Here is a 21,228-nt window from a genome sequence, read left to right on the forward strand (position 1 = left end):
GCGTTCAGTCCATGAGGTGGGCCGTGGCCGACGGGTGGGTGCTGACCTCGCGCGCCCTGGCCCACTGGGCGCGCAAGCCGGGCGAGGTCGCCGTCGCGCTGCTGTTCCCGGTGATGGTCGTGCTGATGATGGGCTACCTGTTCGGCGGGCAGATGGACGTTCCCGGCGGCGGCGGCTACCGGGCGTTCATCGTCCCCGGCATGTTCGCGCTGACGATGGCGTTCGGGGTCGAGACGACGTTCGCCGCGATCGCGAGCGACGCGAGCAAGGGCGTGACCGACCGGTTCCGGTCGATGCCGATGGCCTCCTCCGCCGTCGTGGTGGGCCGGGCCACCGCGGACATGCTCCACTCGGTCGTCGCGCTGGCCGTGATGGCGGCCTGCGGCGTGCTGATCGGCTGGCGCGTCCACGACGGCGCGGCCAAGGCCCTCGCGGGGCTCGGGCTCCTTCTGCTGCTGCGCTTCTCCCTGGTCTGGCTCGGCGTCTACCTCGGCCTGGTCGCCAAGGGGCCCGAGTCGGTGGCGGCCGTCCAGATCCTGGTCTGGCCGATCGGGTTCCTGTCCAGCGCCCTGGTGGCGCCGAGCACGATGCCGGGCTGGCTGGGCGCGGTGGCCGAGTGGAACCCCATGTCGGCGACGGTGACGGCGTGCCGGGAGCTGTTCGGCGAGCCGGTCCCCGGCGGGTCGTGGGCGGCGCAGCACAGCGTGCTGATGGCGGTGGTGTGGCCGCTGGTGATCGCGGCGGTGTTCTTCCCGCTGTCGGTGCGCCGCTACCGCGCCCTCGGCCGCTAGGGCAGCAGGGACACCCGGTGCCGGGCCAGCGCCAGCGCCGGGTAGCACCCCTCGGGCAGGGGCTCCGCGCCGCCGAGCGCGGAGCGGAGCCTCGCGCCCACGGCCGCGGCGTCGTGGGGCTGGACGACGCACAGCTCGGCCTGCATCGCCTGCCGCGCCGCCGCCATCAGCGCCGGGACGTCCCCGGCGACCACGATCTCGGCGGGGGCGTCGCCGTAGGAGAGCCGGACGGCGAGGGCGTGCATGCCGGCGGTGCCGGCGCCCTCGTAGCGGAACTCGCAGACCAGGCGGTCGCCGTCCAGCGGCCCCTCCTGGATCAGCCACGCCTGGCCCGGGACGACCCGCCCGAGCGACTCCTCCCAGGGCGCCGCCGGGACGCCGTCGAGGCGGCCGGCGGCGCGGGCCGCGGCCGCGCGTCCCTCGGCCGGGCCGACCGCGGCGAGCGCCCGCAGGAAGGCCCGGGCCCCCGGGGTGGCCGCCGCGTGCAGGCAGCCGATCAGGTCGCCGAGCGCGGCGCGCCGCGCGGCGGTGTGCGGGGCCGCGGCCTCCAGGGCGCCGAGCTGCGCGGACGTCCACATCTCGGCCTGCAGCGGGCCGGGCTGCGCGGGCAGGGCGCCGGCCTCCCGGACGTAGGCCGCGTACACCTCGCCGAGCCCCGGCAGCATCAGCTCGGGGCCGGCGGACGGTCGGGTCGCACTCACCACCTCAGCCTATGAGACATCGGAGGGCGCCCCGGCCGCGCGTTCCGGGCGCGGAGCCTATGCCGGGACGGTCAGCAGTGTGCGGCCCTCGCCGATCGTCCGGACCTCGAACCGGCTGATCTCCTGCGGCCGCAGCGCCGTGCCGCCCTGCAGGGCCAGCTGCGGCTGCGGCGAGCCCGGCAGGCCGTAGCCCTTGGCCGGGACGGACCAGCCGACGACGGTGTGCGCCTTGCCCCGCTCGTCCACGGCGACCAGTTCGCACGAGAGCGGCCCGGCGACCTTGCTGAGCCGCAGCGCGACCCGGCTGCCCCACGCCTTCTGCTGCATCGCCACGGTCCCGGTGACGCCGGTGCCGGCGTCGGTCGCCGACATCGCCCGGCCGTCCCGCAACAGCTGGGCGGTCCCGCCGTCCGGCGCGGAGGCGGCGGGGCCGCGGTCGGCGCCCAGCGTGTACCCGGTGCCGAGCGCCCCGCCGAGCAGCACGACCCCGGCGGCGGCCGCGGCCAGCGCCCGCGCGGTCCGGTGCCGCCGCTCCCGGCGGATCCGGTGCCGGATCAGGTCGGTGACCGCCGCCGGCTCGGGCGGCGCGGGCATCGCCTCCACCGGGTCGGCGATCGGGCCGATGCCGTCCAGGGTCTGGGCGAGCCCGCTCAGCGCGCCGAGCTCCTCGTGGCAGGAGAAGCACGTCGCCAGGTGCGCCTCGAACGCGCGGCGGTCGGGCTCCTCCAGCAGGCCGAGGGCGTAGGCGCCGACGTCGACGTGCGGCATGTCCGGCGCTCTCATGGCGTCACGCCCCTCTCCTCCAGGGCGACGCGCAGCGCCCGGAGCGCGTAGTAGACCCGGGACTTCACGGTCCCCACGGGGATCCCGAGCCGCTTGGCGGCCTCGTTCACCGAGCGGTCCCGGAAGAAGGTCTCGTTGAGGATCTCGCGGTGGGCCGGAGACAGGGCGAGGAGGGCTTCGGACACGACGACGGAGCGCAGCAGATCCTCCAACCCGTCGGGCACGCGCATGTTCTCCAGCGGGCCCTCGCCCGCCTCCTGCGGCCGTGCGTTCTTGCGGCGCTGGTCGTCGATGACGATCCGGCGGGCGACGGTCGCCAGCCAGGGCAGCAGCGAGGTCGCGTTCTCGTCGAGCTGGTGCGCGCTGCGCCAGGCGCGGATCATCGTCTCCTGGACGACGTCCTCGGCCCAGTGCCGGTCGCCGCCGGTGAGCCGCAGGACGAACGACAGCAGCGGGCGGCCGTACACGCGGTACAGCTCGGTCACGATCACCTGGTCGTCCACGCCGCCGGCGGGCCGCGGGCCGCGGAACCAGCTCCACGGTCCGGGCGGGCGTTCGCGGGTGGCCGACGCGGCGGCCGGTGATCTGTGGGCCATCGGGGTCTCCGGCGGGGTGCGAGGGGTGCGGGGCGACGCGGTGACCGTGGGTGTCACGTTGGGAGGCAGTACGGGACCCTCGCGCCGCGCGGTTCAACCGAGGCCGTTTCATGGGGGATTTTCCGGATTGCTACTTACTTGTTCGCCACCTTCTCCTTACCTTTCGGTCCCAGGGCTCGCCTAGGTGCGTCTCAGGGGCGTACGGGAGGCGACGACTCCGGACCGCGCAACGGACCTTCGCCGGGCAACGCTCACTCCATGCTTTGGAGCGAATGCGGGCATTGGGCCCATTTGCCCATAGAGACCGAGGGCGGGGATCGGATTGGTGAAGGAGAACGAGGAAGGACAGCTCAGCTACCGCCTGCTGCTGGCGGTGGACATCCAGGGGTACAGCAGGCGCGACACGCGCGAGCAGCTGCACGCGCAGCGGCTGCTGTCGGAGGCGCTCGACGGCGCCGCCCGCGGCGTCGGCCTCGACCGCGCCGGCTGGGACAAGCAGGTCGGCGGCGACGGGGAGCTCGCCACGCTGCCGGAGGGCGTCGACCCGGCGACGGTCGCCGGCGACTTCGTCATCCTGCTCGACGGGGCGCTGCGCGAGGCCAACCGGGACGCCGGCCGCTTCCGGCTGCGCGTGCGGCTCTCACTGCACCACGGCACGCTCACGGCCGGGCCGTTCGGCCCCGCGGGCGACGCGCCCATCGTCGTCCAGCGGCTGCTGGACGCCGCGCCGCTGCGCCGCCTGCTGGCCGACGACGCGGACCGCGACCTCGCCTACGTCGTGTCGGACTCGCTGTTCGACGACGTCGTGCGCACCGGGTTCTGCGCCCTGCCGCCGCGCGGCTTCCGCGCCGTCAGGGTCGCGGCGAAGGGCGCGGTGTTCCGCGGCCACATCCTCACCGGCCGCGCCGCCGGGGAGGACGCGGGAGGGCCGGGGGCCCGGTCCGCCCGCGTCCTCGACTTCCCGGCCCTCGCCCTCGGCTGACCGGGAAGCGATCGGCGCGCCCCGGGGTTGACGCGGGTAGAGGCGACAATCGAGGGAGGCGGCCATGGCGGACGAGGCGGCACTGCGGAAACTGCTGGCGGGACGCGACATCGGGGTGCTGGCCACCCTCAAGCGCGACGGGCGGCCCCAGCTGTCCACGATCAACTACCACTTCGACGAGGGACGCGGGCTCGTCCGGATCTCGATCACCGCCGACCGGGCCAAGGCCCGCAACCTGGCCCGCGACCCGCGCGCGAGCCTGCACGTCAGCTCGCCCGACGGCTGGTCGTGGGTGGTGGCCGAGGGCACCGCCGAGCTCTCGGCGGTCGCCGCCGACCCCGGCGACGCCGCCGTCGAGGAGCTCGTCGAGGTCTACCGCGACATCCGCGGCGAGCACCCTGACTGGGACGAGTACCGCCGCGTCATGGTCGAGGACGGCCGTGTCGTCGTCCGCCTGCGCGTCGACCGCCTCTACGGGCAGGCGCACTGACGGCGTCCCGGAACCGGGTCTGCCCCCGCCTCGGGCGCGGCTGTAGCGTGTGGCGATGATCCAGGCAACCGCCACCACCGCCGCCTCGCCCGAGGACCTCTTCCGGCACCTGGCCGTCCCCGAGGCGTGGGGCGCCTGGGGCCGGTTCCCCATCCCGGCGCGGCGGGCGCGCGCGGGCGACACCGCCCCCTACGGCGTCGGGACGGTCAAGAAGATCTGGCCGGCCAGCGAGCGGACCGTCGCCTACGAGCCCTACGAGCACTTCGGCTACATCGCGGTGGCGGGCCTGCCGGTGCGCTCCTACCGCGCGGACGTCCGGCTGGAGCGCCGGGACGCCGGGACATTCCTGCGCTGGGAGGCGACGTTCGAGCCGCTGATCCCCGGCACCGGCCCGGTCGTCGGCTTCGCGCTCCGGCAGATGCTGAGGGCCTTCACCCGCTGGCTGCCCGCCCACGTCGAGCACTGCCCGCCGGACTGCCCCGCCCGCACGGCCGAGGGCATCTGACCCCGGCGCGGCGCCCGGCCCGGCGGAGGGCCCCGAGCCGGAGACCGTGCGACCCCCCGCACGGCCTCCGGCGAAAAGGTGCAGGCCGAGAGCACCCCGCAGTTCCCTCGGCCTGCACGACCATGGACCCCTCAGTCGGGGTCGGGACCGTAGACCTCCCACAGCTCCCCGGCGAAGAACCTGCCGAAGTCGAGCAGCGTGCCCGCCCCGCCCGGCCCCGTCGTGCGGAACGTCGTCAGCTGCCGCGCGAAGTCGGTCAGCTGGATGTGCAGCACCCCGGCCGCGACGACCTCCGCGCCGTCCTCCTCGCCCGCGGCGACGTGCCCGTCCAGCAGCCGCACGTAGAGGGTGGAGGTGTCCGGCCAGATCCGCGTCGGCGGCCCGTGCAGGACGTTCTTGTGCCCGCTCAGCGTGCGCCGCCGTCCCTCCCCGTCGGTGTAGAACAGCCGGTACCGCATCAGCCGCCGGTCCTCGGGCCCGTCCGCGACGAACAGGTTGAACGTGCCCCCCTCGACCGGGCGGCGCCCCCCGTGCCCGGTGGCGTCGACCCACCCCGTGGCCGTCGCCTCGTGGTCCGGTTCGGCCAGGAACCGGTCGGTGTCCGCCGCGGTGATAGTCAGGCGGAACGACAGGGGCAGGCGCCCCTCTACCAGCTCGCCGATCCGCGTGTCGGTCTCGCCGTAGGTGACGAACCCCTTCATCTCCTCGGTGAACGACAGCGACGTACGGCCCGCGGCCACGGTGGACGGTCCCCGTGTTCCGCCGTGACTCCCCGATGCGGGGCCGTACGCCGAGCCGTTCCCCGCCCCGCCTGGCGAGCCGGCTCCCCCGGCCGGCTCGGCCCCCGTGGCAGGCGGGGCGGTCGGTCCTCCCGCCCCCCGGCGGGCGGACGTCTCCTCCAGCAGCCGCGTGGCCAGCCGATCGGCCTGCGCGGCGATGGTGAGCGAGGGGTTCGGGCCCACCGGGCCGGGCATCGCCGCCCCGTCGGCGATGTAGAGGCCCGGGAACCCGAACACCTCGCCGAAGGCGTCGCAGACGCCTTCGCCCGGGTGGTCGCCCATGGGGGCGCCGCCCAGCGGATGGACGGTGATGATGCGCTTGCGGAACCACATCGGGTTGTCGGCGTAGTCGGCGCCGAGCACGTCCGCGATCCCCTGCATCGTCTTGCGGACGCGGTTGAACAGCTCCTCGCTGGTCCGGGCGTTCCAGTCGGCGGTGAGCCGGCCGTCCTGGAGGTGCAGCCGCCCGTCGGCGGTCTCGCGGCCCATGCCGAGCAGCGGCAGCGAGCTGACCGTCAGCGCCCCGTCGCCGATCAGGTCCGACAGCTCCTTGGACAGGTTGGTGTCCGGCGCGTCCTTGAAGAACTCCTTGAAGCGGCCCCAGAGGAACTCGACCGCGCGCTCGAACTCGCCGCGGACGTCGAAGCCGTTCACGATCCAGTCGGTGAACCCGGGGTAGCCGCCGTCCTGGATGTAGGCGCCGCGGCCCGCGCCGGGCACGCCGTCCAGGTCGTCCGGCAGCCGGATCGCCGTGGTGATCACCGGTCCGCGGCTGGCGTTCAGCGGGCGGACCCGGTTGCGGTCCTTGGCCCGCATCAGGAACGTCAGCAGGTCGCCGTTGCCGCAGAAGCGGGTGCCGAGCGCGGAGCTGAGGCCGGGGAACGCCTTGCGCGACTTCAGCAGCAGGTACGTCGTGCCGTAGGTGCCGGCGCCCAGGACCAGCCGGTCGCAGGTGATCGTCCGGGTCGGCAGGCGGCGCTTCCTGGCGGTCAGGTCCGCGTGGTGGACGTAGTCGACCTCGTACCCGCCGCCCGGCCGGGGCCGGATCGCCTTCACCTCGTGGGAGGTGCGGATGTCGGCGCCGTGGTGCGCGGCCGCGGACAGGTAGTTGTGGTCGAGGCTGTTCTTGGAGCCCTCGTTGCAGCCGATGTCGCACTCGCCGCACAGCTTGCACGTCCGGCGGCGGGCGCCGTGCAGGTTCCCGTACGCGGGGTCGGCGATCGGCAGGCTCACCCCGGGCGTGCCGCCGGGCTCGGAGGCGAAGCTGACCGCGAGGGGCGGCAGCGTGCTGTGCAGGCCGAGCTCGGCCGCCGCGTCCTGGAGCGCGTGCGTCTTCGGGGTGTCGTCGTAGGGGACCTGGTCCAGCGGGTACGGCGTCGCGCCCATCATCCGCTCGACGGCGTCGTAGTGCGGGTCCAGGTCGGCGCGCGAGATCGGCCACGGCTCGTGGCCCCCGCCGGGCACCGGACGGTCGTGCACGAACCAGCGCTCGTCCTTGCGCAGCAGCACGTTCGCGTAGATCAGGGAACCGCCGCCGAGGCCGGCGGACACGACCGAGTCGCAGCCCTTGAACCCCCACACGTCGTACATCCCGTACAGGCCGGCGTCCGGGTCCCAGAACGCCCGGCCCATCTCGGCGGGGGTGCGCGGGAAGCTGCCGGGCGGGTACGGCTGCCCGCGCTCCAGCAGGACGACCCGCTGCCCGGCCTCCGCCAGCCGGTACGCGGTGACGGATCCGCCGAATCCGGATCCGATCACTACGGCGTCGACGTGTTCGATGTCGGTCATGATGCGTGGCGCTTGAGGAAGTCGACGACGCGCGGGAACACGTCGATGTGCGAGTCCTTGCCGATCAGGGGGTCGAGGTGCCCGTAGCCGGGCAGCGAGGCCAGCTCGTGGCGCCCCGGCGCCGCCTTCTCCAGGATCTTGTGCAGGTGGATGTTGGAGTCGGTGAAGACGCGGTTGTTGCCGGGCGCGAGGAGCAGCATGGGCGTCTCCACGTCCGCCGCGTTCTCCAGGTAGTTCTCCGGGAGGCGCGCGTAGCGCTCGTCCCGCGGCGCGTACTTGACCGAGTGGCCCGTCTTGACCATCTTGCGGACGTGCCGGTAGTAGTGCAGCCCGGACGCGGTGCAGATGTCGGCGACGCGCGCGTGCGTCTCGGGCAGCAGGTTCTCGTGCTCGTACATCGCCGGCTTGCCCGCCCCCCACTGGAAGCTCTGCATGTGGCAGGCGCGGGTGGAGCACTCGCCGTGGAACAGCGACACCGCCCGCGACAGCATCCACGGCCGGGTGAACCGCGGGGCGTCGCCGAACCGCGGGTCGAGGAACGGCAGCCCGAGGACGTACTCCAGGAACCAGGTGCCGAGGCCGAGCTTGACCTTCGAGAACGCCGGCACCCGCGGCGTGAGCGACACGCTGTTGCAGGTGAGGGAGGCGATGTCGGTGACGGTCCCGGCGAACAGGGCCATCGAGAACGACACGGCGCCGAGGCAGTGCGCGATGACGTGCAGCGGCCGGTCGCCGATGTGCCTGCGCAGTTCGGCGAGGGCGGCCGGGAAGTCGTACAGGGCGATGTCGTCGAGGGTGTAGCGGTGCGTCTCGCCGTCGTACGGGAAGCGGCCGCTCATCCGGAAGTCCACGGTCCACACGTCGGTGAAGCCGTTGTCGAGCAGGTGCGACGCCAGGTTCGGGATCTCCGGCATGATGAACAGGTCGCTGGAGGAGGTGAGCCCGTGCACGAGCAGGACGACGTCGTCGCTCTCCTCGCGCAGGAACCGGGTCAGCCCCAGCCCGAGACCGTCGCCCGTCGTGACCGGATACGTCGAGATCTGCGCATCCTTGACGCCCTCAAGGGTGAATCGAGGAATCGTCCGGTTCATGTCCGTCACCTCCCTTTCCCGCAGTAATCATGGGGTGACCTGCTGGAACACAACATCGTGGTAAACCCTTACTTCTGGCACGGAACCCTGACGAACGCATACTGAGACGGGGATACGGCGGCGCGCGTTCGCGTCGGGGACGGCCCGGACCGGACCGGGGTCCGAACCCGGGTCAGCCGGCCCCGGGGGCGTCGGGGTCCTGGCGGCTGAGAGCGTTGACCACGCCGACCCGGGAGTTCACCCCGAACTTGGCGAAGATGTGCGACAGGTGCGTCTCGACGGTGCGGATGCTGACGAACAGCCGCTCGGCGATCTGCGAGTTCGTGCACCCCTCCACGACCAGCGACGCGACCTCGTACTCGCGCTTGGACAGCCCGCCCGGCAGCCCCGTCTCGCGGCCGCCGCCCCGCGCCGGCACCCGCACCCCGATCCGGCGCTGCTCGCGGACGGCCTGCGCGTGCAGGGAGCGCGCCCCGCAGCCCGCGAAGATCTCGGCGGCGAGCCGCAGCTGCTCGCGGGCGGCGGCGCGCTCGCCGGACCCGGCGTGCGCCTGCCCGGCCCGCATCCGGGCCCGGCCCGCGTCGATGCGGTGCCCGGCCTCCTCGAACATCTCCGCGGCCGCGAGCGCCTCGCGCGCCGCCGCGGCGGCGTCGGTGAGCTGCAGGACGTGGGCGCGGGCCAGCTGCGCCAGCCCGTTGTGGGCCTCCAGGCCGGGGATGATGTAGTGCTCGCCGCGCTCCACCCACTTCTGGGCGGCCGCGGCGCGGCCCCGTCCCGCCTCGACGCCGGCCATGACCTCGCTCAGCGACAGGTGCGTCCGCTGGTCCAGCGGGCCCTTGACCGTCGCGTCGACGGCTTCGGCGCCCTCCTCCAGCCGGCCGAGCCCGATCAGCGCCATCGCGCGCGCGTACCGGGCCATGGAGCCCCACCACTCGCCGACGCCGGCGCCGCTCTCGATGGCCTCCTCGGCGTGCCGCAGCGCGGACTCCTCGTCCCCGGACCAGCCCGCGACGAGGCTCTGCTGCGTGAGCGCGAACACCAGCTGCTGCCCCGAGTGCAGGAGCCGCGCCTCCTCCACCGCCTCCTCGGCGACGACCGCGGCCTCCTCCAGCCGGCCGAGCATGCCGTAGGCGCGGGTGAGGCCCGCCATCAGCGTGGGGACGACGTAGAGCTGCCCGGTGGCGCGGGCGACCTCCACCGCCCGCTCGAACCGGCGGGCCGCGGGACGGAACCGGCCCATGAACGTCTCGGCCCAGCACAGCCAGGCGATCGCGTCCATCCACTCGGCGAGGTGCTCGTCGGGGGCGGCGTCCACCAGCCGGTCGGCCGCCGCCAGGTAGCGCAGGGTGTCCTCGATGCGGCCGGCGGCGAGCGCGGGCATCGGCCGGAACGCGGCGACCGCGAGCTCCAGGCTGGGCTCCCAGTCCTCCGAGCTGTCGGGCATCAGGTCCAGGACGGCCTGGGCGGCGCGGAAGTCGATCCGCATCATCCGCTCGGCGATCAGCCGCATCCGCAGCGGCACCGCCGCCGGGGACCGGGGGTCGGGCATCCGGCGCAGCTCGTCCAGCAGCAGGGTGCGGGCCTCGTTCGGGCGGTCGAGCTGGCGTTCCATCAGCGCGGCGAGCCGGGCCGCGCGGGCGCGCTGCTCGTAGGCGTCCAGCGGCAGCATCTTCAGGACGCTCCGCGCGGTCTCGCGCCCCTCGATGAGGTGGCCGCCGACCGTCTGGACCTGCGCCAGCTCCATCATCAGCGCGAGGCGGGAGGGCTGGGCGGGGTCACCGCCCGCCGCGCCGGCGTCGTCGGTCGCGGGCATCAGCCCGAGCGCGACCTTCAGCCAGTGCGCGGCGGTCGAGGGGGCCTGCGTGGCGAAGGCGCGGGCCGCCTCCACCAGGGTCGCGACGGCGGCGCGGTCGCCGACCCGGGCCGAGCGCTCCAGGTGCCGGGCGCGGAAGGCGGCGGGCGCGCCGATCTCGGTGAGGTAGGCGGCGATCCGGCCGTGCGCGGCCAGCCGCCAGCCCGCCGCGGCGGACCGGTAGGCGGCGTGCCGCACGAGCGGGTGCCGGAACCGGAAGCGCTCGGCCCGGGGCCGCACGATGTCGCGGGCGACCAGCTCGTCGAGCGCGGCCAGCGCGACCCGCTCGCTCACCTCCGCGGCCACGGCGGCCAGCGGCGGCGCGAACTCGTCGGCCGCGACGGCGGCGCTCTGCGCGATCAGCAGCGCGTCCGGCGACAGCCCGCTCAGCTCCAGCTGCAGCGCCGCCCGCACGGCGGGCGGCAGCTCGCCCTCGGCGTAGCCGGGGGCGAGGGGCTCGCGGGTGCGGGCGAGGGCCTCCAGGTAGAAGGGGTTGCCGCCGCTGGCCCGGTACAGCTCGCTGCAGCGCGCCCCGCTGACGCCGGGGCCGAGCATCTCGGCGACCTCGGCCTGGGTGAGCGGCTTGACGGTGAGCCGGTGCCCGCCCTCGTCCCGCAGCGACGCCTGGACCAGCGCGGCGAGGCGCGCCGACGCCTGCGCGGGACGGTAGGCGACGGCGATCAGCACCCGGGCGCGCGGCGGGTGCCGCACGAGATGGTCCAGCAGCTCGATCGTGGCGTTGTCGGCCCAGTGCACGTCGTCGAGGATGAGGACCAGCCCGGACGGGGCGGCCACCTCCTCCAGCAGCCGCCGCACCGCGCGGTACAGCTGGTAGCGGGCCACCGGGGTGGCCACGGGCGCGCTGCCGGGCGGGCCGGCGTCCTCCCCGTCGCTGAGGGAGGCGGCGAGCGCCGGGAACACCGGGCCGAGCAGCCGGACGGTGCCGCGGCCGAGGTCGCCCGCGTGGTCCTCCAGGTGGTCGTCGAGGGCGTCGACGACGGCGCCGAACGGCATCTCCTGCTCGAACTCCGAGGCCCGTCCGGCCAGGGTGGCGAGCTTACGGGCGTCGGCGGCGTTCGACAGCTCGGTCAGCAGCCGCGTCTTGCCCGCCCCCGGCTCGCCCACCAGGGCCAGGAAGCGGAACGCGTCGGCCGCCGTGGCGTCCAGGGACTCCTCGAAGACACGGAGGACGTCCCTGCGCCCGACCAGCGGGACGCCGCTCGGCGCCGCTCCGTTGTCGTGGCCGGTACGACCCTCCATGTCCACACCCCAACAGCGACAGGCGGTCGAAACGCCGTGATCATGCTTCTCGTTGTGGTCCCTGAGCGGGGTTCACCTTATCGGGTAGAACGTCAATAAGGTGGGGCAACCCGCCCATCCCCGAGTGCCATCGCCGCGGGGGGACCCTGCGTGACCGTGTTGTTCATAGCTATGAACGGCCCTTTGCGGCCCCATGTCAACCTCGGGAGGGTAAACCGTCCCGCAGCCGTGACATCCGGACCGGGGACCGGGGGTCAGCCGTCCAGCCCGATCCGCCGGGCGGCCTCGCTCCAGCGCGCCTCGTCGCCGGACGGCTCGTACCGGCGCAGGTCCTGGGTGGCGGCGACCAGGGCGCGGGACTCGGCGAGGTCCGCGACGGCGCCGTGCGCGCGGGCCTGCGCCAGCACGTTGCCGAGGGCCGTCGCCTCGACGGGCCCGGCCACCACCGGCAGCCCGCTGGCGTCGGCGGTCAGCCGGCACAGCAGGTCGTTGCGGCTGCCGCCGCCCACCAGGTGGACGACGTCGATCTCCCGCCCCGACAGGCGCGCCGCCTGGCGGAGCGTGGCGCGGTGCGCCAGGGCGAGGCTGTCGAGGATGCAGCGCACGGTCTCGGCGGGCGAGGACGGCTCGGGCAGGCCGCGGCGGCGGCAGTGCGCGGCGATGCGGGCCGGCATGTCGCCCGGCGGCAGGAACTCGGGGTCGTCGGGGTCGATGAGGCAGCGCAGGCCGGGCACGTCCCCGGCCGCGGCGAGCAGGGCCGGCAGGTCCGCGTCGCCCCAGGTCCGCATGGACTCCTGGAGGAGCCACAGGCCCATCACGTTGCGCAGGTAGCGGACGGTCCCGTCGACGCCGCCCTCGTTGGTGAAGTTGGCCTTGCGGCTCTCCTCGGTCAGCACGGGGGCGTCCAGCTCCACGCCGACCAGCGACCAGGTGCCGCACGAGATGTAGGCGAAGCGGTCCGCGGCGGCGGGGACCGCGGCGACGGCGGACGCCGTGTCGTGCGAGCCGACGGCCGTGACGCGCAGGGCGCCGTGGCCGGTCTCGGCCGCCACGTCCGCGCGGAGCGTCCCGATGTCCGCGCCGGGGTCGTGCAGCGGCGGGAAGATCCCCGCGGGAAGGCCCAGCCGGTCGACGAGGTCCGCCGACCAGGTGCCGCCGCGGACGTCCAGCAGCCCGGTGGTCGAGGCGTTCGTGCGCTCGGCGCCGATCTCCCCGGTGAGCCAGTAGGCCAGCAGGTCGGGGATCAGCAGCAGCGTCGCGGCCCGGGAGAGGTCGTCGGCCGCGAGCTGGTAGATCGTGTTGAACGGGAGGAACTGCAGCCCCGAGGCCTGGTAGAGGAGGTCCTCGCCCAGTTCGGCGCGGACCCGCTCCATCACCCCGTCGGTGCGGGCGTCGCGGTAGTGCACGGGGTTGCCGAGCAGGGCGCCGCCGGCGTCCAGCAGCCCGTAGTCGACGGCCCAGGAGTCGATGCCGACCGAGGCCAGGCCGCGCGGGGCGGAGCGCAGCCCGTCCAGGACGTTGCCGTAGAGGCCGAGGATGTCCCAGTGCAGGGTGCCGTTGACCCGGACGGGGCGGTTCGGGAAGCGGCGGATCTCCTCCAGGGCGAGGGTGCCGGGCCCGACGCGCCCGGCCATCACCCGCCCGCTGGACGCCCCGAGATCGACCGCCGCGAACATCGCTTCGCTCATGCTGTGCCCTTGTGGGGGGGCGATCCCCCACACCCCCCGGTTCGCTGCGCTCATGTGATGACCACAACCTCCAAAGTCCTCGGCCCGTGCACGCCCTCCACCCGGGACAGCTCGATGTCGCTCGTCGCGGACGGGCCCGACACGAACGTCAGCGGCCGCCGCGGATCGAGGCGTTCGAGCGCCTCCGGCACGTCGGCGGCGACCTGGGCCGCGAGGACGACGATCAGGTGGTAGTCGGGCACGAGCGACAGGGCGCGCGGCCCCTGCCCGGCGCCGTGGTCCAGCACGATCGTGCCCGTCTCGGCGACCGCGGCCGCGCAGCCGGTGACCGCGCCGGCCAGGCCGTCGAGTGAGGCGGCCGACGGGTCGCGCACGAGCGCGGCGCCGGTCGCGGACGTCCACTCCTCCGGCAGGCCGGACGGGACGCCGTAGGCGCCGGGACGGGCCGCGAGCCGCTCGGCGACGGCCGAGGCGACCTCGGACGCGGCGACGCGCAGGACGGTCGCGCGGTAGTCGGCGACCCGTTCGGCGAACAGGTCGAGGATCGCGTCGTCGTGGTGGCGGCGCAGGTAGCCGCGGTCGATCCGGTCGTAGGAGGCCGCGACCTCGGCGGCGGGGCGGGCGGGCGCCGCCCGCTCGATCCGGCGCAGGATCTCCTCGCGCGCGTTCACCGTTCCCCCTCCTCGCGCCCGCCGCCGGTCCGGGCCCACCAGGCGCGGAACGACTCGGGCGGCGGCGCGGGCGCGTCCCGCGTCTCGGTCCAGGCGCCCAGCGGCCCGGGCAGCCGCCGGATCCGGCCGCCGCGCGCCACGGCGCGGCGGCTCGCGGACGCGGCGCGCTGCGCGAGCCCGAGCCGGGTGGGGGAGCGCAGCGTCCACCCGGCCGCCGCCATCGCCACCCGCTCCAGCGGATGCCGGGGCCCCTTCTCCACGGCGCGGGCCCGCAGGTGCACGAGCACCTCCGGGATGTCGATGGCGACCGGGCACGCCTCGAAGCAGGCCCCGCACAGCGTCGACGCGTACGGCAGCGACGCGTCCACCGCCGACCCGATGCCCCTGATCTGCGGGGACAGGATCGCGCCGATCGGGCCGGGGTAGGGCGAGCCGTAGGCGTGGCCGCCCGCGCGCTGGTAGACCGGGCACACGTTCAGGCACGCCGAGCAGCGGATGCAGCGCAGCGCCTGCCGGCCCACCTCGTCGGCCAGGGTGGCGGTGCGGCCGTTGTCCAGCAGGACGAGGTGGAAGTCGCGCGGGCCGTCGCCGGGGGACACGCCCGTCCAGGTCGAGGTGTAGGGGTTCATCCGCTCGGCGGTGGACGAGCGGGGCAGCAACTGCAGGAACACCTCCAGGTCCCGCCAGCTCGGCACGATCTTCTCCACGCCCATCACCGAGATGAGCGTCTCGGGGAGCGTCAGGCACATCCGGCCGTTGCCCTCCGACTCCAGCACGACCAGCGTGCCGGTGTCGGCGACGGCGAAGTTCACGCCCGACACCCCGACCTTGGCCGACAGGAACTTGGCGCGCAGGTGCCGCCGGGCCGCCTCGGCCAGCTCGGCGGGCGCGTCGGTCAGCCCCTCCGGCGCGTCCTCCATCGCGCGCAGGAAGATGTCGCGGATGTCGGAGCGGTTGCGGTGGATCGCCGGGACGAGGATGTGCGACGGCCGGTCGTCCCCGAGCTGGACGATCAGCTCCGCCAGGTCGGTCTCGTAGGCGGTGATCCCCTCCTCGGCGAGGAACTCGTTGAGGCCGATCTCCTGCGTCGCCATCGACTTGACCTTGACGACCTCGGTCTCGCCGGTCGCCTTCACCAGGTCGGCGACGATGCGGTTCGCCTCGGCCGCGTCGCGGGCCCAGTGCACCGTCCCGCCGGCCTCGGCGACCTTCTCCTCCAGCAGCCGCAGGTAGTGGCCGAGGTTCGCCAGGACGTGGTCCTTGATCTGCTTGCCCGCCTCGCGGAGCGCGGGCCAGTCGTCCAGCTCGGCCACCGCGGCGGCGCGGCGCCCCCGGATCGTGGTGGTGGCGTGCGCGAGGTTCCCGCGCAGCCGCGGGTCCGCCACCGCACGCCGCGCCGCGTCCGGAAACGATGGCATCCCGACATAGGTAGGCATTGCCTGAGCGGAGCGAACCGGGGGGTGTGGGGGGTCGTCTCCCCACGGGGTACGCGCCTGCGGGGTCATGCGGGCTCCTCTTCCGTCGAGGCGAGGATCTCGGCCAGGTGGACGGTCCGCACTCCGGCGCGGGTGCGGGTGAGGGCGCCGCCGATGTGCATCAGGCAGGAGTTGTCCGCCGCGCACAGCGTCTCGGCCCCGGTCGCCCGGACGGCGGTGACCTTGTCCGCGCACATCGCGGCCGACACCTCGGCGTTCTTCAGCGCGAACGTCCCGCCGAACCCGCAGCACTCGGCGGCGTCCGGGAGCTCGACCAGGTCGATGCCGCGGACCTCGCGCAGCAGCCGCAGCGGGCGGTCGCCGACGTGCAGCATCCGCAGCGAGTGGCAGGTGGGGTGGTAGGTGACGCGGTGCGGGTAGTACGCGCCGACGTCGGTGACGCCGAGGACGTCCACGAGGAACTCCGTCAGCTCGTACACGCGGGAGGCGACCCCGGCGGCGCGCGGCGCGAGCCGGGGGTGCCAGTCGCGGATCATCGCCCCGCAGGAGGCGGACGGCGTCACGACGGCGTCGTAGGGCTCGAACGTCTCCGCGAACCCCTTGACGAGGGGGAGCGCCTGCCGCCGGTAGCCGGTGTTGAGGTGCATCTGCCCGCAGCAGGTCTGCGACTCGGGGAACTCGACGTCGTGGCCGAGGCGCCTCAGCAGCCGCACCACCGCCTGGCCCGTTCCCGGGAACATCGTGTCGTTGACGCAGGTGAGGAACAGCGCGACTCTCACAGTGCCTGCCTCCCGAGGGCGGGGCCGCCCAGGGCGGAGCGGCTGGACTCGCGGACGACCAGCTCGGGCTGGAACATCACCTGCTGGTGGGCGTGCCCGCCCGTCTCGTCGCACTCCTCCAGCAGCAGCTCGGTCGCGATCCGGCCGAGCTGGTAGGTGGGCTGCCGCACCGAGCTGAGCGGGACGGCGGCCGCGGCGGAGAACTCGATGTCGTCGTACCCGATCAGCGCGACGTCATCCGGCACCTTGATCCCGGCCTGGAGCAGGACGCGCAGCACGCCGAGCGCGAGCAGGTCGTTCGCGCAGAAGATGGCGTCGGGCAGCGGGGGGCCCGCCTCCAGCAGCCGCCGGGCCGCCTCCTGCCCGGACCGCGCGTTCATCGCCCCGACGGCGACCTCGCGCATCGCGTCCCGGCCGAGCCCGGCGGCGCGCAGCGCCCGCAGCGCGCCCTTGCGCCGGTCGACGCACTGGCGCAGCACGGCCGGCCCGGTGACCAGCGCGAGCGTCCGGGCGCCCGCGTCCAGCAGCTCGCGGGCCGCGAGCTCGCCGCCCGCGACGTCGTCCACGGCGACCGAGCACTGGTTGGCGCGCGGCGTCGGATGGTCGAGCAGCACCACGGGGACGCCCCGCTCGCGCAGCCGGTCGGCGGCCTCGCCGTCGTCGCCGACCGGGGTCAGCAGGACCCCCCGGACGCGCTGCTCGGCGAACACCCGCAGGTTGCGCAACTCCCGCTCGTCCGACTCGCCCGAGGACGAGAGGATCACCGCGTAGCCGCGCTCGCTGGCGATGTCCTCCACGCCGCGCGCCACGTCGGTGAAGAACGGGTTGGCGAGGTCGAGGACCATCAGCCCGATCGTGCTGCTGTGCCCGGCGCGCAGCGTGGACGCCGAGCCGTTGCGGACGAAGCCGAGGTCGCGGATGGCCTGCTCGACGCGGGTGCGGGTGGCCTCGGCGACGCGTTCGGGCCGGTTGAGCACGTTGGACACGGTGCCCGGCGAGACGCCGGCGTGCGCCGCGACCTGCTTGATGCCGACCGTCCCGCCCGGCGGCGCGGAGCGGCCGGTGTCGTCTGCGCCCAATCTGTGTGCCCCCGAGTCCGTCCGCTGGTGTGTCGCCGCTCACTTTGGGTCATCTGATTAAAACGTGTCAACCCGCTGCCGGGGTCCAGTGGGTGCGAAACCCGCGCGGCCGGTCCCGGCCGCGAGGGATTTCCGAACGCCACCGGCCCTTGCGAGGACGGGCTTTCCGCAGCCCCGGACGGGGACGGCGGAAAGTTCCCCTCTTGACGGGTGCTCCGGGTCACATCTAGCGTCCTCCGCAACATCTAGTTAAAACGTTTTTCATCCGTACGTCACAGACGACCCCCGCGAGGAGGGCCGCGATGGGTGCACCGGGCCGCTCGGCGCCGCCGACATTGGCACTGGTCAACGTGAGTAAGTCGTTCGGCGCGGTCCGCGCGCTGCAGGGCGTCACCCTGGAGCTGCACGCGGGCGAGGTCCACGCCCTCGCCGGGGAGAACGGCGCCGGCAAGTCCACCGTCGTAAAAACGTTCGCAGGCGTCCATCGCCCCGACGCGGGCGAGGTCAGGGTGGACGGCGAGCCGGTGGCCTTCCACGGCCCCGCCGACGCGCAGGCCGCCGGAGTCGCGGTCATCTACCAGGAGCCCACGCTGTTCCCCGACCTGTCGGTCGCGGAGAACATCTTCATGGGCCGCCAGCCGCGCGGCGCGCTCGGCCGCATCGACCGCCGCGCCATGCACGCCGAGACGGCGCGGCTGTTCGAGCGGCTCGGCGTCGCGCTGGACCCGCAGCAGCCCGCCCGCGGCCTGTCGATCGCCGACCAGCAGGTCGTCGAGATCGCCAAGGCCATCTCCCGGGACGCGCGGGTGCTCATCATGGACGAGCCGACCGCGGCCCTCACCGGCCAGGAGGTCGCCCGCCTGTTCGCCGTGACCCGCGGCCTCCAGGAGCACGGCTGCGCGGTGCTGTTCATCTCGCACCGGCTGGAGGAGATCTTCGAGATCTGCCGCCGGGTGACGACGCTGCGCGACGGCGCCTACGTCGGCACCGACATGGTCGCCGACATCACCCCCGACGACCTCGTCCGCCGGATGGTCGGCCGCGACCTCGACGCGCTCTACCCCAAGCAGGACGTCACGCCGGGCGAGGTCGCGCTGAAGGTGAGCCGGCTGACCCGCGAGGGCGCCTTCACCGACGTCTCCTTCGAGGTCCGCCGCGGCGAGATCGTCGCGCTTGCCGGGCTGGTCGGCGCCGGCCGCAGCGAGGTCGCCCGCGCCGTCTTCGGCGTGGACCGCTGGGACGCCGGGACCGTCGAGGTCGGCGGGCGCGCGCTCCCGGCGGGCAGCCCCACGGCCGCGATGTCGGCCGGGCTGGCGCTCGTCCCCGAGGACCGCCGCCAGCAGGGCCTGGTCATGGACATGTCGATCGAGCGGAACATGGGGCTGACCCAGCTGCGGACGCTGCGCCGCGAGACCGGGCGCGGTGGCCTGATCTCCCGGAAGGTGGAGCGGGACCGCGCCGCCGACTGGGGCCTGCGCCTCCAGCTGAAGTACTCGCGGCTCAGCGACGCCGTCGGCGTCCTGTCGGGCGGCAACCAGCAGAAGGTCGTGCTCGCCAAGTGGCTGGCCACCGAGCCGGCCGTGCTGATCGTGGACGAGCCGACCCGCGGCATCGACGTCGGCACCAAGGCCGAGGTGCACCGGCTGCTGTCGGAGCTGGCCGCGCAGGACCTGGCGGTGCTGATGATCTCCTCCGACCTGCCGGAGGTGCTCGGCATGGCCGACCGGATCCTCGTCATGCACGAGGGGCGGCTGACCGCGCAGATCGCGCGCGCGGACGCGACCGAGGAGAGCGTGATGGCCGCCGCGACCGGCCGCCCCGGCACCGGAAAGGCGGCCTGAGCCGATGACCGTCCTCACCCAGTCCCCGGCCAGGCCGGAGTCGGGCGGCCCGCCGGGCGGCGGGCGCCGCCTCGTCGAGATGGTGCTGCGCGCCCGCGAGCTGAGCATCCTCGGCGCGCTGGTCCTGCTCGTGCTCGGCACGACGATCGCCAACCCGCGGTTCCTGTCCGGCCAGGGCGTCAAGGACATCTTCCTCAACGCCTCGATCCTGGTGCTGCTCGCCGTCGGGCAGAGCATGGTCGTCGTCACCCGCAACATCGACCTGTCGGTCGGGTCCGTCGTCGGGCTCGTCGCGTTCAGCGCCGGGAAGTTCGCCTCCGGCGGGGACCGCAACGTCGTGCTGGTCGTGCTGGTCGGCGTCGGGATCGGCCTGGTCTGCGGGCTCGTGAACGGGCTGCTGGTCAGCTTCTGCCGCGTGCCCGCCCTCGTCGTCACCCTCGGCACGCTGTACGTGATCCAGGGCCTGGACTACCGCATCGCGCACGGCGACCAGATCGGCGCCGCCGACCTGCCGTCCTCGCTGCTGAGCCTCGGCAACGACGGGATCCTCGGCGTGCCCTACCTGCCGATCATCACCGTGGTGGTGATGCTGGGGGTCGGCTACTACCTGCGGTCCTACTCCTCCGGGCGCGAGTACTACGCGATCGGGTCCAGCCCGGAGGCCGCGATGCTCGCCGGCGTGCCGATCCGCCGCCGCGTCCTCACCGCCTACCTGCTCAGCGGCGCCCTCGCCGGGCTCGCCGGGGTGCTGTGGCTCGCCCGGTTCGGCACCGTCGTCGCCGACGCCGCGCACGGCTGGGAGCTGAAGGTCGTCAGCGCCGTCGTCGTCGGCGGCGTCGCCATCACCGGAGGCGTCGGCACCGTGTACGGGGCGGCGCTCGGCGCGCTGCTGCTCACCACCATCGGCAGCGTGCTGGTGGTGCTCAAGGTCAACTCGTTCTGGCAGGACGCGATCACCGGTGTCCTGCTGCTGCTGGCCATCAGCGTCGACCGGCTGCTGGCGCTGCGCGTCACCCGGGCGCTGAAACAGCGGTCCCTGGCGTCGGCCGCGCACCGCGCCGCCGCGCCGCAGAGCAAGGAGGGACGGGCATGAGCCGCCTGATGCGGTGGGAGACCGCCGTCACCGCGCTGCTGGTCGTGGTCTTCGCGGGCGGCGCCGGATTCTCGCCGGACTTCGCGAACAACGACAACCTGTCGTTCGCGCTGGACGACCTCAGCGAGATCGCGCTGATCGCGCTGCCGATGACGCTGCTGGTCGTGTGCGGGCAGGTGGACCTGTCGGTCGCCTCGATCCTCGGCCTGTGCAGCGCCCTCACCGGCAAGCTGTGGGACGGCGGCATGGCCATCGAGATGATCATCCCGCTGGTGCTGGTCGTCGGCGTCGTGTGCGGGCTGGTCAACGGCCTGCTGGTGACCAGGCTGGGGCTGCCGTCCCTCGCGGTGACGATCGGCACGCTGACCCTCTACCGGGGCCTGGCGTACGTGACGCTCGGCACGGGGGCGATCTCGGAGTTCCCCACCGCCTACACCGATCTGGCGACCTCCTCCATCCCGGGCACGCCGATCCCGTACCCGGTCGCGCTGTTCGTCCTGCTCGCCGCCGTCACCGGCGTAGTCCTGCACGCCACCGGCATCGGGCGGTCGCTGTTCGCGATCGGCGCGCAGGAGGACGCCGCCTACTTCGCGGGCATCCGGGTCAAGCGCATCAAGCTGATCCTTTTCGCGGTGTCCGGCCTCGTCGCCGGGTTCGCCGGCGTCGTCTACACGCTCCGCTACGGCAGCGCCCGCGCCGACAACGGCATCGGCCTGGAGCTCGCCGTCATCGCGGCGGTGCTGCTCGGCGGCGTCGACTTCGACGGCGGCAAGGGCACCCTCGGCGGCGTCATCGCGGCCGTGCTGCTCATCGGCCTGCTCCGCAACCTGCTGATGCTCAACGACGTCTCCACCGAGGTCCAGTCGATCGTCACGGGCCTGCTGCTCATCATCAGCGTCCTCACGCCGCGGCTGATCGCCGTGGCGCGCGAGGCCCGAGGCCGGCGGCGGGGCGCGAGACCCGCGGTCCCCGCCGCCGCACCCTGATCCCCACCGCACGACCCACCGCCCCCCGCCGCACGTC

Annotated in this window: 18 protein-coding genes; 7 read left to right on the forward strand and 11 right to left on the reverse strand. The window is 74.2% G+C overall.

The genetic code is table 11. The annotated features are described in order from the left end of the window. Positions 1-11: 11 nt before the first annotated feature. Positions 12-791 (forward strand): ABC transporter permease, encoded by a 780-nt coding sequence (locus tag AB0C84_RS14115; protein WP_361065336.1) that lies wholly within the window; start codon positions 12-14, stop codon positions 789-791. On the opposite strand, the gene AB0C84_RS14120 is transcribed toward AB0C84_RS14115, so the two are convergent. Genes AB0C84_RS14120 through AB0C84_RS14130 form a run of 3 tightly spaced genes read right to left on the reverse strand, consistent with a single transcriptional unit; the run spans position 788 to position 2,760 of the window. Beyond that, entirely contained in the window at positions 788-1,492 is a 705-nt protein-coding gene (locus AB0C84_RS14120) for a hypothetical protein (RefSeq protein WP_361065339.1), read from the reverse strand. The genes AB0C84_RS14115 and AB0C84_RS14120 overlap by 4 nt on opposite strands. A gap of 57 nt (positions 1,493-1,549) precedes the next feature. Then, a complete protein-coding gene (locus AB0C84_RS14125) occupies positions 1,550-2,275 on the reverse strand; it encodes a zf-HC2 domain-containing protein (RefSeq protein WP_258943531.1) in 726 nt (241 codons plus the stop codon). Next, a complete protein-coding gene (locus AB0C84_RS14130; RefSeq protein ID WP_312879808.1) occupies positions 2,272-2,760 on the reverse strand; it encodes a sigma-70 family RNA polymerase sigma factor in 489 nt (162 codons plus the stop codon). The genes AB0C84_RS14125 and AB0C84_RS14130 overlap by 4 nt, the downstream gene beginning before the upstream one ends. Before the next feature lie 436 nt (positions 2,761-3,196). On the opposite strand from AB0C84_RS14130, the gene AB0C84_RS14135 reads away from it, so the two are divergent. From AB0C84_RS14135 to AB0C84_RS14145, 3 genes are all read left to right on the forward strand, one after another. Next, complete coding sequence (locus tag AB0C84_RS14135) at positions 3,197-3,853, forward strand: hypothetical protein (RefSeq protein WP_179847779.1); 657 nt, start codon at positions 3,197-3,199, stop codon at positions 3,851-3,853. Positions 3,854-3,917: 64 nt separating this feature from the next. Beyond that, on the forward strand, positions 3,918-4,343 hold the full coding sequence (locus AB0C84_RS14140; RefSeq protein ID WP_179847780.1) for a PPOX class F420-dependent oxidoreductase: 426 nt from the start codon (positions 3,918-3,920) through the stop codon (positions 4,341-4,343). A gap of 55 nt (positions 4,344-4,398) precedes the next feature. Then, the gene (locus tag AB0C84_RS14145; protein WP_361065343.1) at positions 4,399-4,848 is read left to right on the forward strand and encodes an SRPBCC family protein; all 450 of its coding nucleotides are present in this window, start codon (positions 4,399-4,401) and stop codon (positions 4,846-4,848) included. A 131-nt stretch (positions 4,849-4,979) separates the two neighbouring features. Here AB0C84_RS14145 and AB0C84_RS14150 read toward each other — a convergent pair whose 3' ends face one another. From AB0C84_RS14150 to AB0C84_RS14185, 8 genes are all read right to left on the reverse strand, one after another. Continuing rightward, positions 4,980-7,415 (reverse strand): GMC family oxidoreductase, encoded by a 2,436-nt coding sequence (locus tag AB0C84_RS14150; RefSeq protein ID WP_361065346.1) that lies wholly within the window; start codon positions 7,413-7,415, stop codon positions 4,980-4,982. Continuing rightward, positions 7,412-8,506 (reverse strand): alpha/beta hydrolase, encoded by a 1,095-nt coding sequence (locus AB0C84_RS14155; protein ID WP_361065348.1) that lies wholly within the window; start codon positions 8,504-8,506, stop codon positions 7,412-7,414. Before AB0C84_RS14155 ends, AB0C84_RS14150 begins: the two co-directional genes overlap by 4 nt. A 172-nt stretch (positions 8,507-8,678) precedes the next feature. Beyond that, complete coding sequence (locus tag AB0C84_RS14160) at positions 8,679-11,618, reverse strand: AAA family ATPase (protein ID WP_361065351.1); 2,940 nt, start codon at positions 11,616-11,618, stop codon at positions 8,679-8,681. 254 nt (positions 11,619-11,872) lie between these two features. Further along, positions 11,873-13,306 (reverse strand): rhamnulokinase family protein, encoded by a 1,434-nt coding sequence (locus AB0C84_RS14165; protein ID WP_361065354.1) that lies wholly within the window; start codon positions 13,304-13,306, stop codon positions 11,873-11,875. Between the two features lie 50 nt (positions 13,307-13,356). Further along, the gene (locus tag AB0C84_RS14170) at positions 13,357-13,977 is read right to left on the reverse strand and encodes an LUD domain-containing protein (protein ID WP_361065357.1); all 621 of its coding nucleotides are present in this window, start codon (positions 13,975-13,977) and stop codon (positions 13,357-13,359) included. Next, positions 13,974-15,395, reverse strand: coding sequence for a LutB/LldF family L-lactate oxidation iron-sulfur protein (locus AB0C84_RS14175; protein ID WP_361065360.1), 1,422 nt, complete (start codon positions 15,393-15,395; stop codon positions 13,974-13,976). The genes AB0C84_RS14170 and AB0C84_RS14175 overlap by 4 nt, the downstream gene beginning before the upstream one ends. Before the next feature lie 83 nt (positions 15,396-15,478). After that, complete coding sequence (locus tag AB0C84_RS14180) at positions 15,479-16,192, reverse strand: (Fe-S)-binding protein (RefSeq protein WP_258943521.1); 714 nt, start codon at positions 16,190-16,192, stop codon at positions 15,479-15,481. Continuing rightward, positions 16,189-17,271, reverse strand: coding sequence for a substrate-binding domain-containing protein (locus tag AB0C84_RS14185; RefSeq protein ID WP_258943520.1), 1,083 nt, complete (start codon positions 17,269-17,271; stop codon positions 16,189-16,191). The genes AB0C84_RS14180 and AB0C84_RS14185 overlap by 4 nt, the downstream gene beginning before the upstream one ends. 302 nt (positions 17,272-17,573) lie before the next feature. On the opposite strand from AB0C84_RS14185, the gene AB0C84_RS14190 reads away from it, so the two are divergent. The 3 genes from AB0C84_RS14190 to AB0C84_RS14200 are packed head-to-tail and all read left to right on the forward strand — an operon-like array spanning position 17,574 to position 21,191. Beyond that, the gene (locus AB0C84_RS14190; RefSeq protein WP_179847789.1) at positions 17,574-19,112 is read left to right on the forward strand and encodes a sugar ABC transporter ATP-binding protein; all 1,539 of its coding nucleotides are present in this window, start codon (positions 17,574-17,576) and stop codon (positions 19,110-19,112) included. Between the two features lie 4 nt (positions 19,113-19,116). Further along, entirely contained in the window at positions 19,117-20,205 is a 1,089-nt protein-coding gene (locus AB0C84_RS14195) for an ABC transporter permease (RefSeq protein WP_361065365.1), read from the forward strand. Then, positions 20,202-21,191, forward strand: coding sequence for an ABC transporter permease (locus tag AB0C84_RS14200; RefSeq protein ID WP_339153922.1), 990 nt, complete (start codon positions 20,202-20,204; stop codon positions 21,189-21,191). Before AB0C84_RS14195 ends, AB0C84_RS14200 begins: the two co-directional genes overlap by 4 nt. Positions 21,192-21,228: the final 37 nt, after the last annotated feature.

The organism is Actinomadura sp. NPDC048955, from assembly GCF_040649435.1.
In the GTDB taxonomy this organism is placed as follows: Bacteria; Actinomycetota; Actinomycetes; order Streptosporangiales; family Streptosporangiaceae; genus Spirillospora; species Spirillospora luteofluorescens.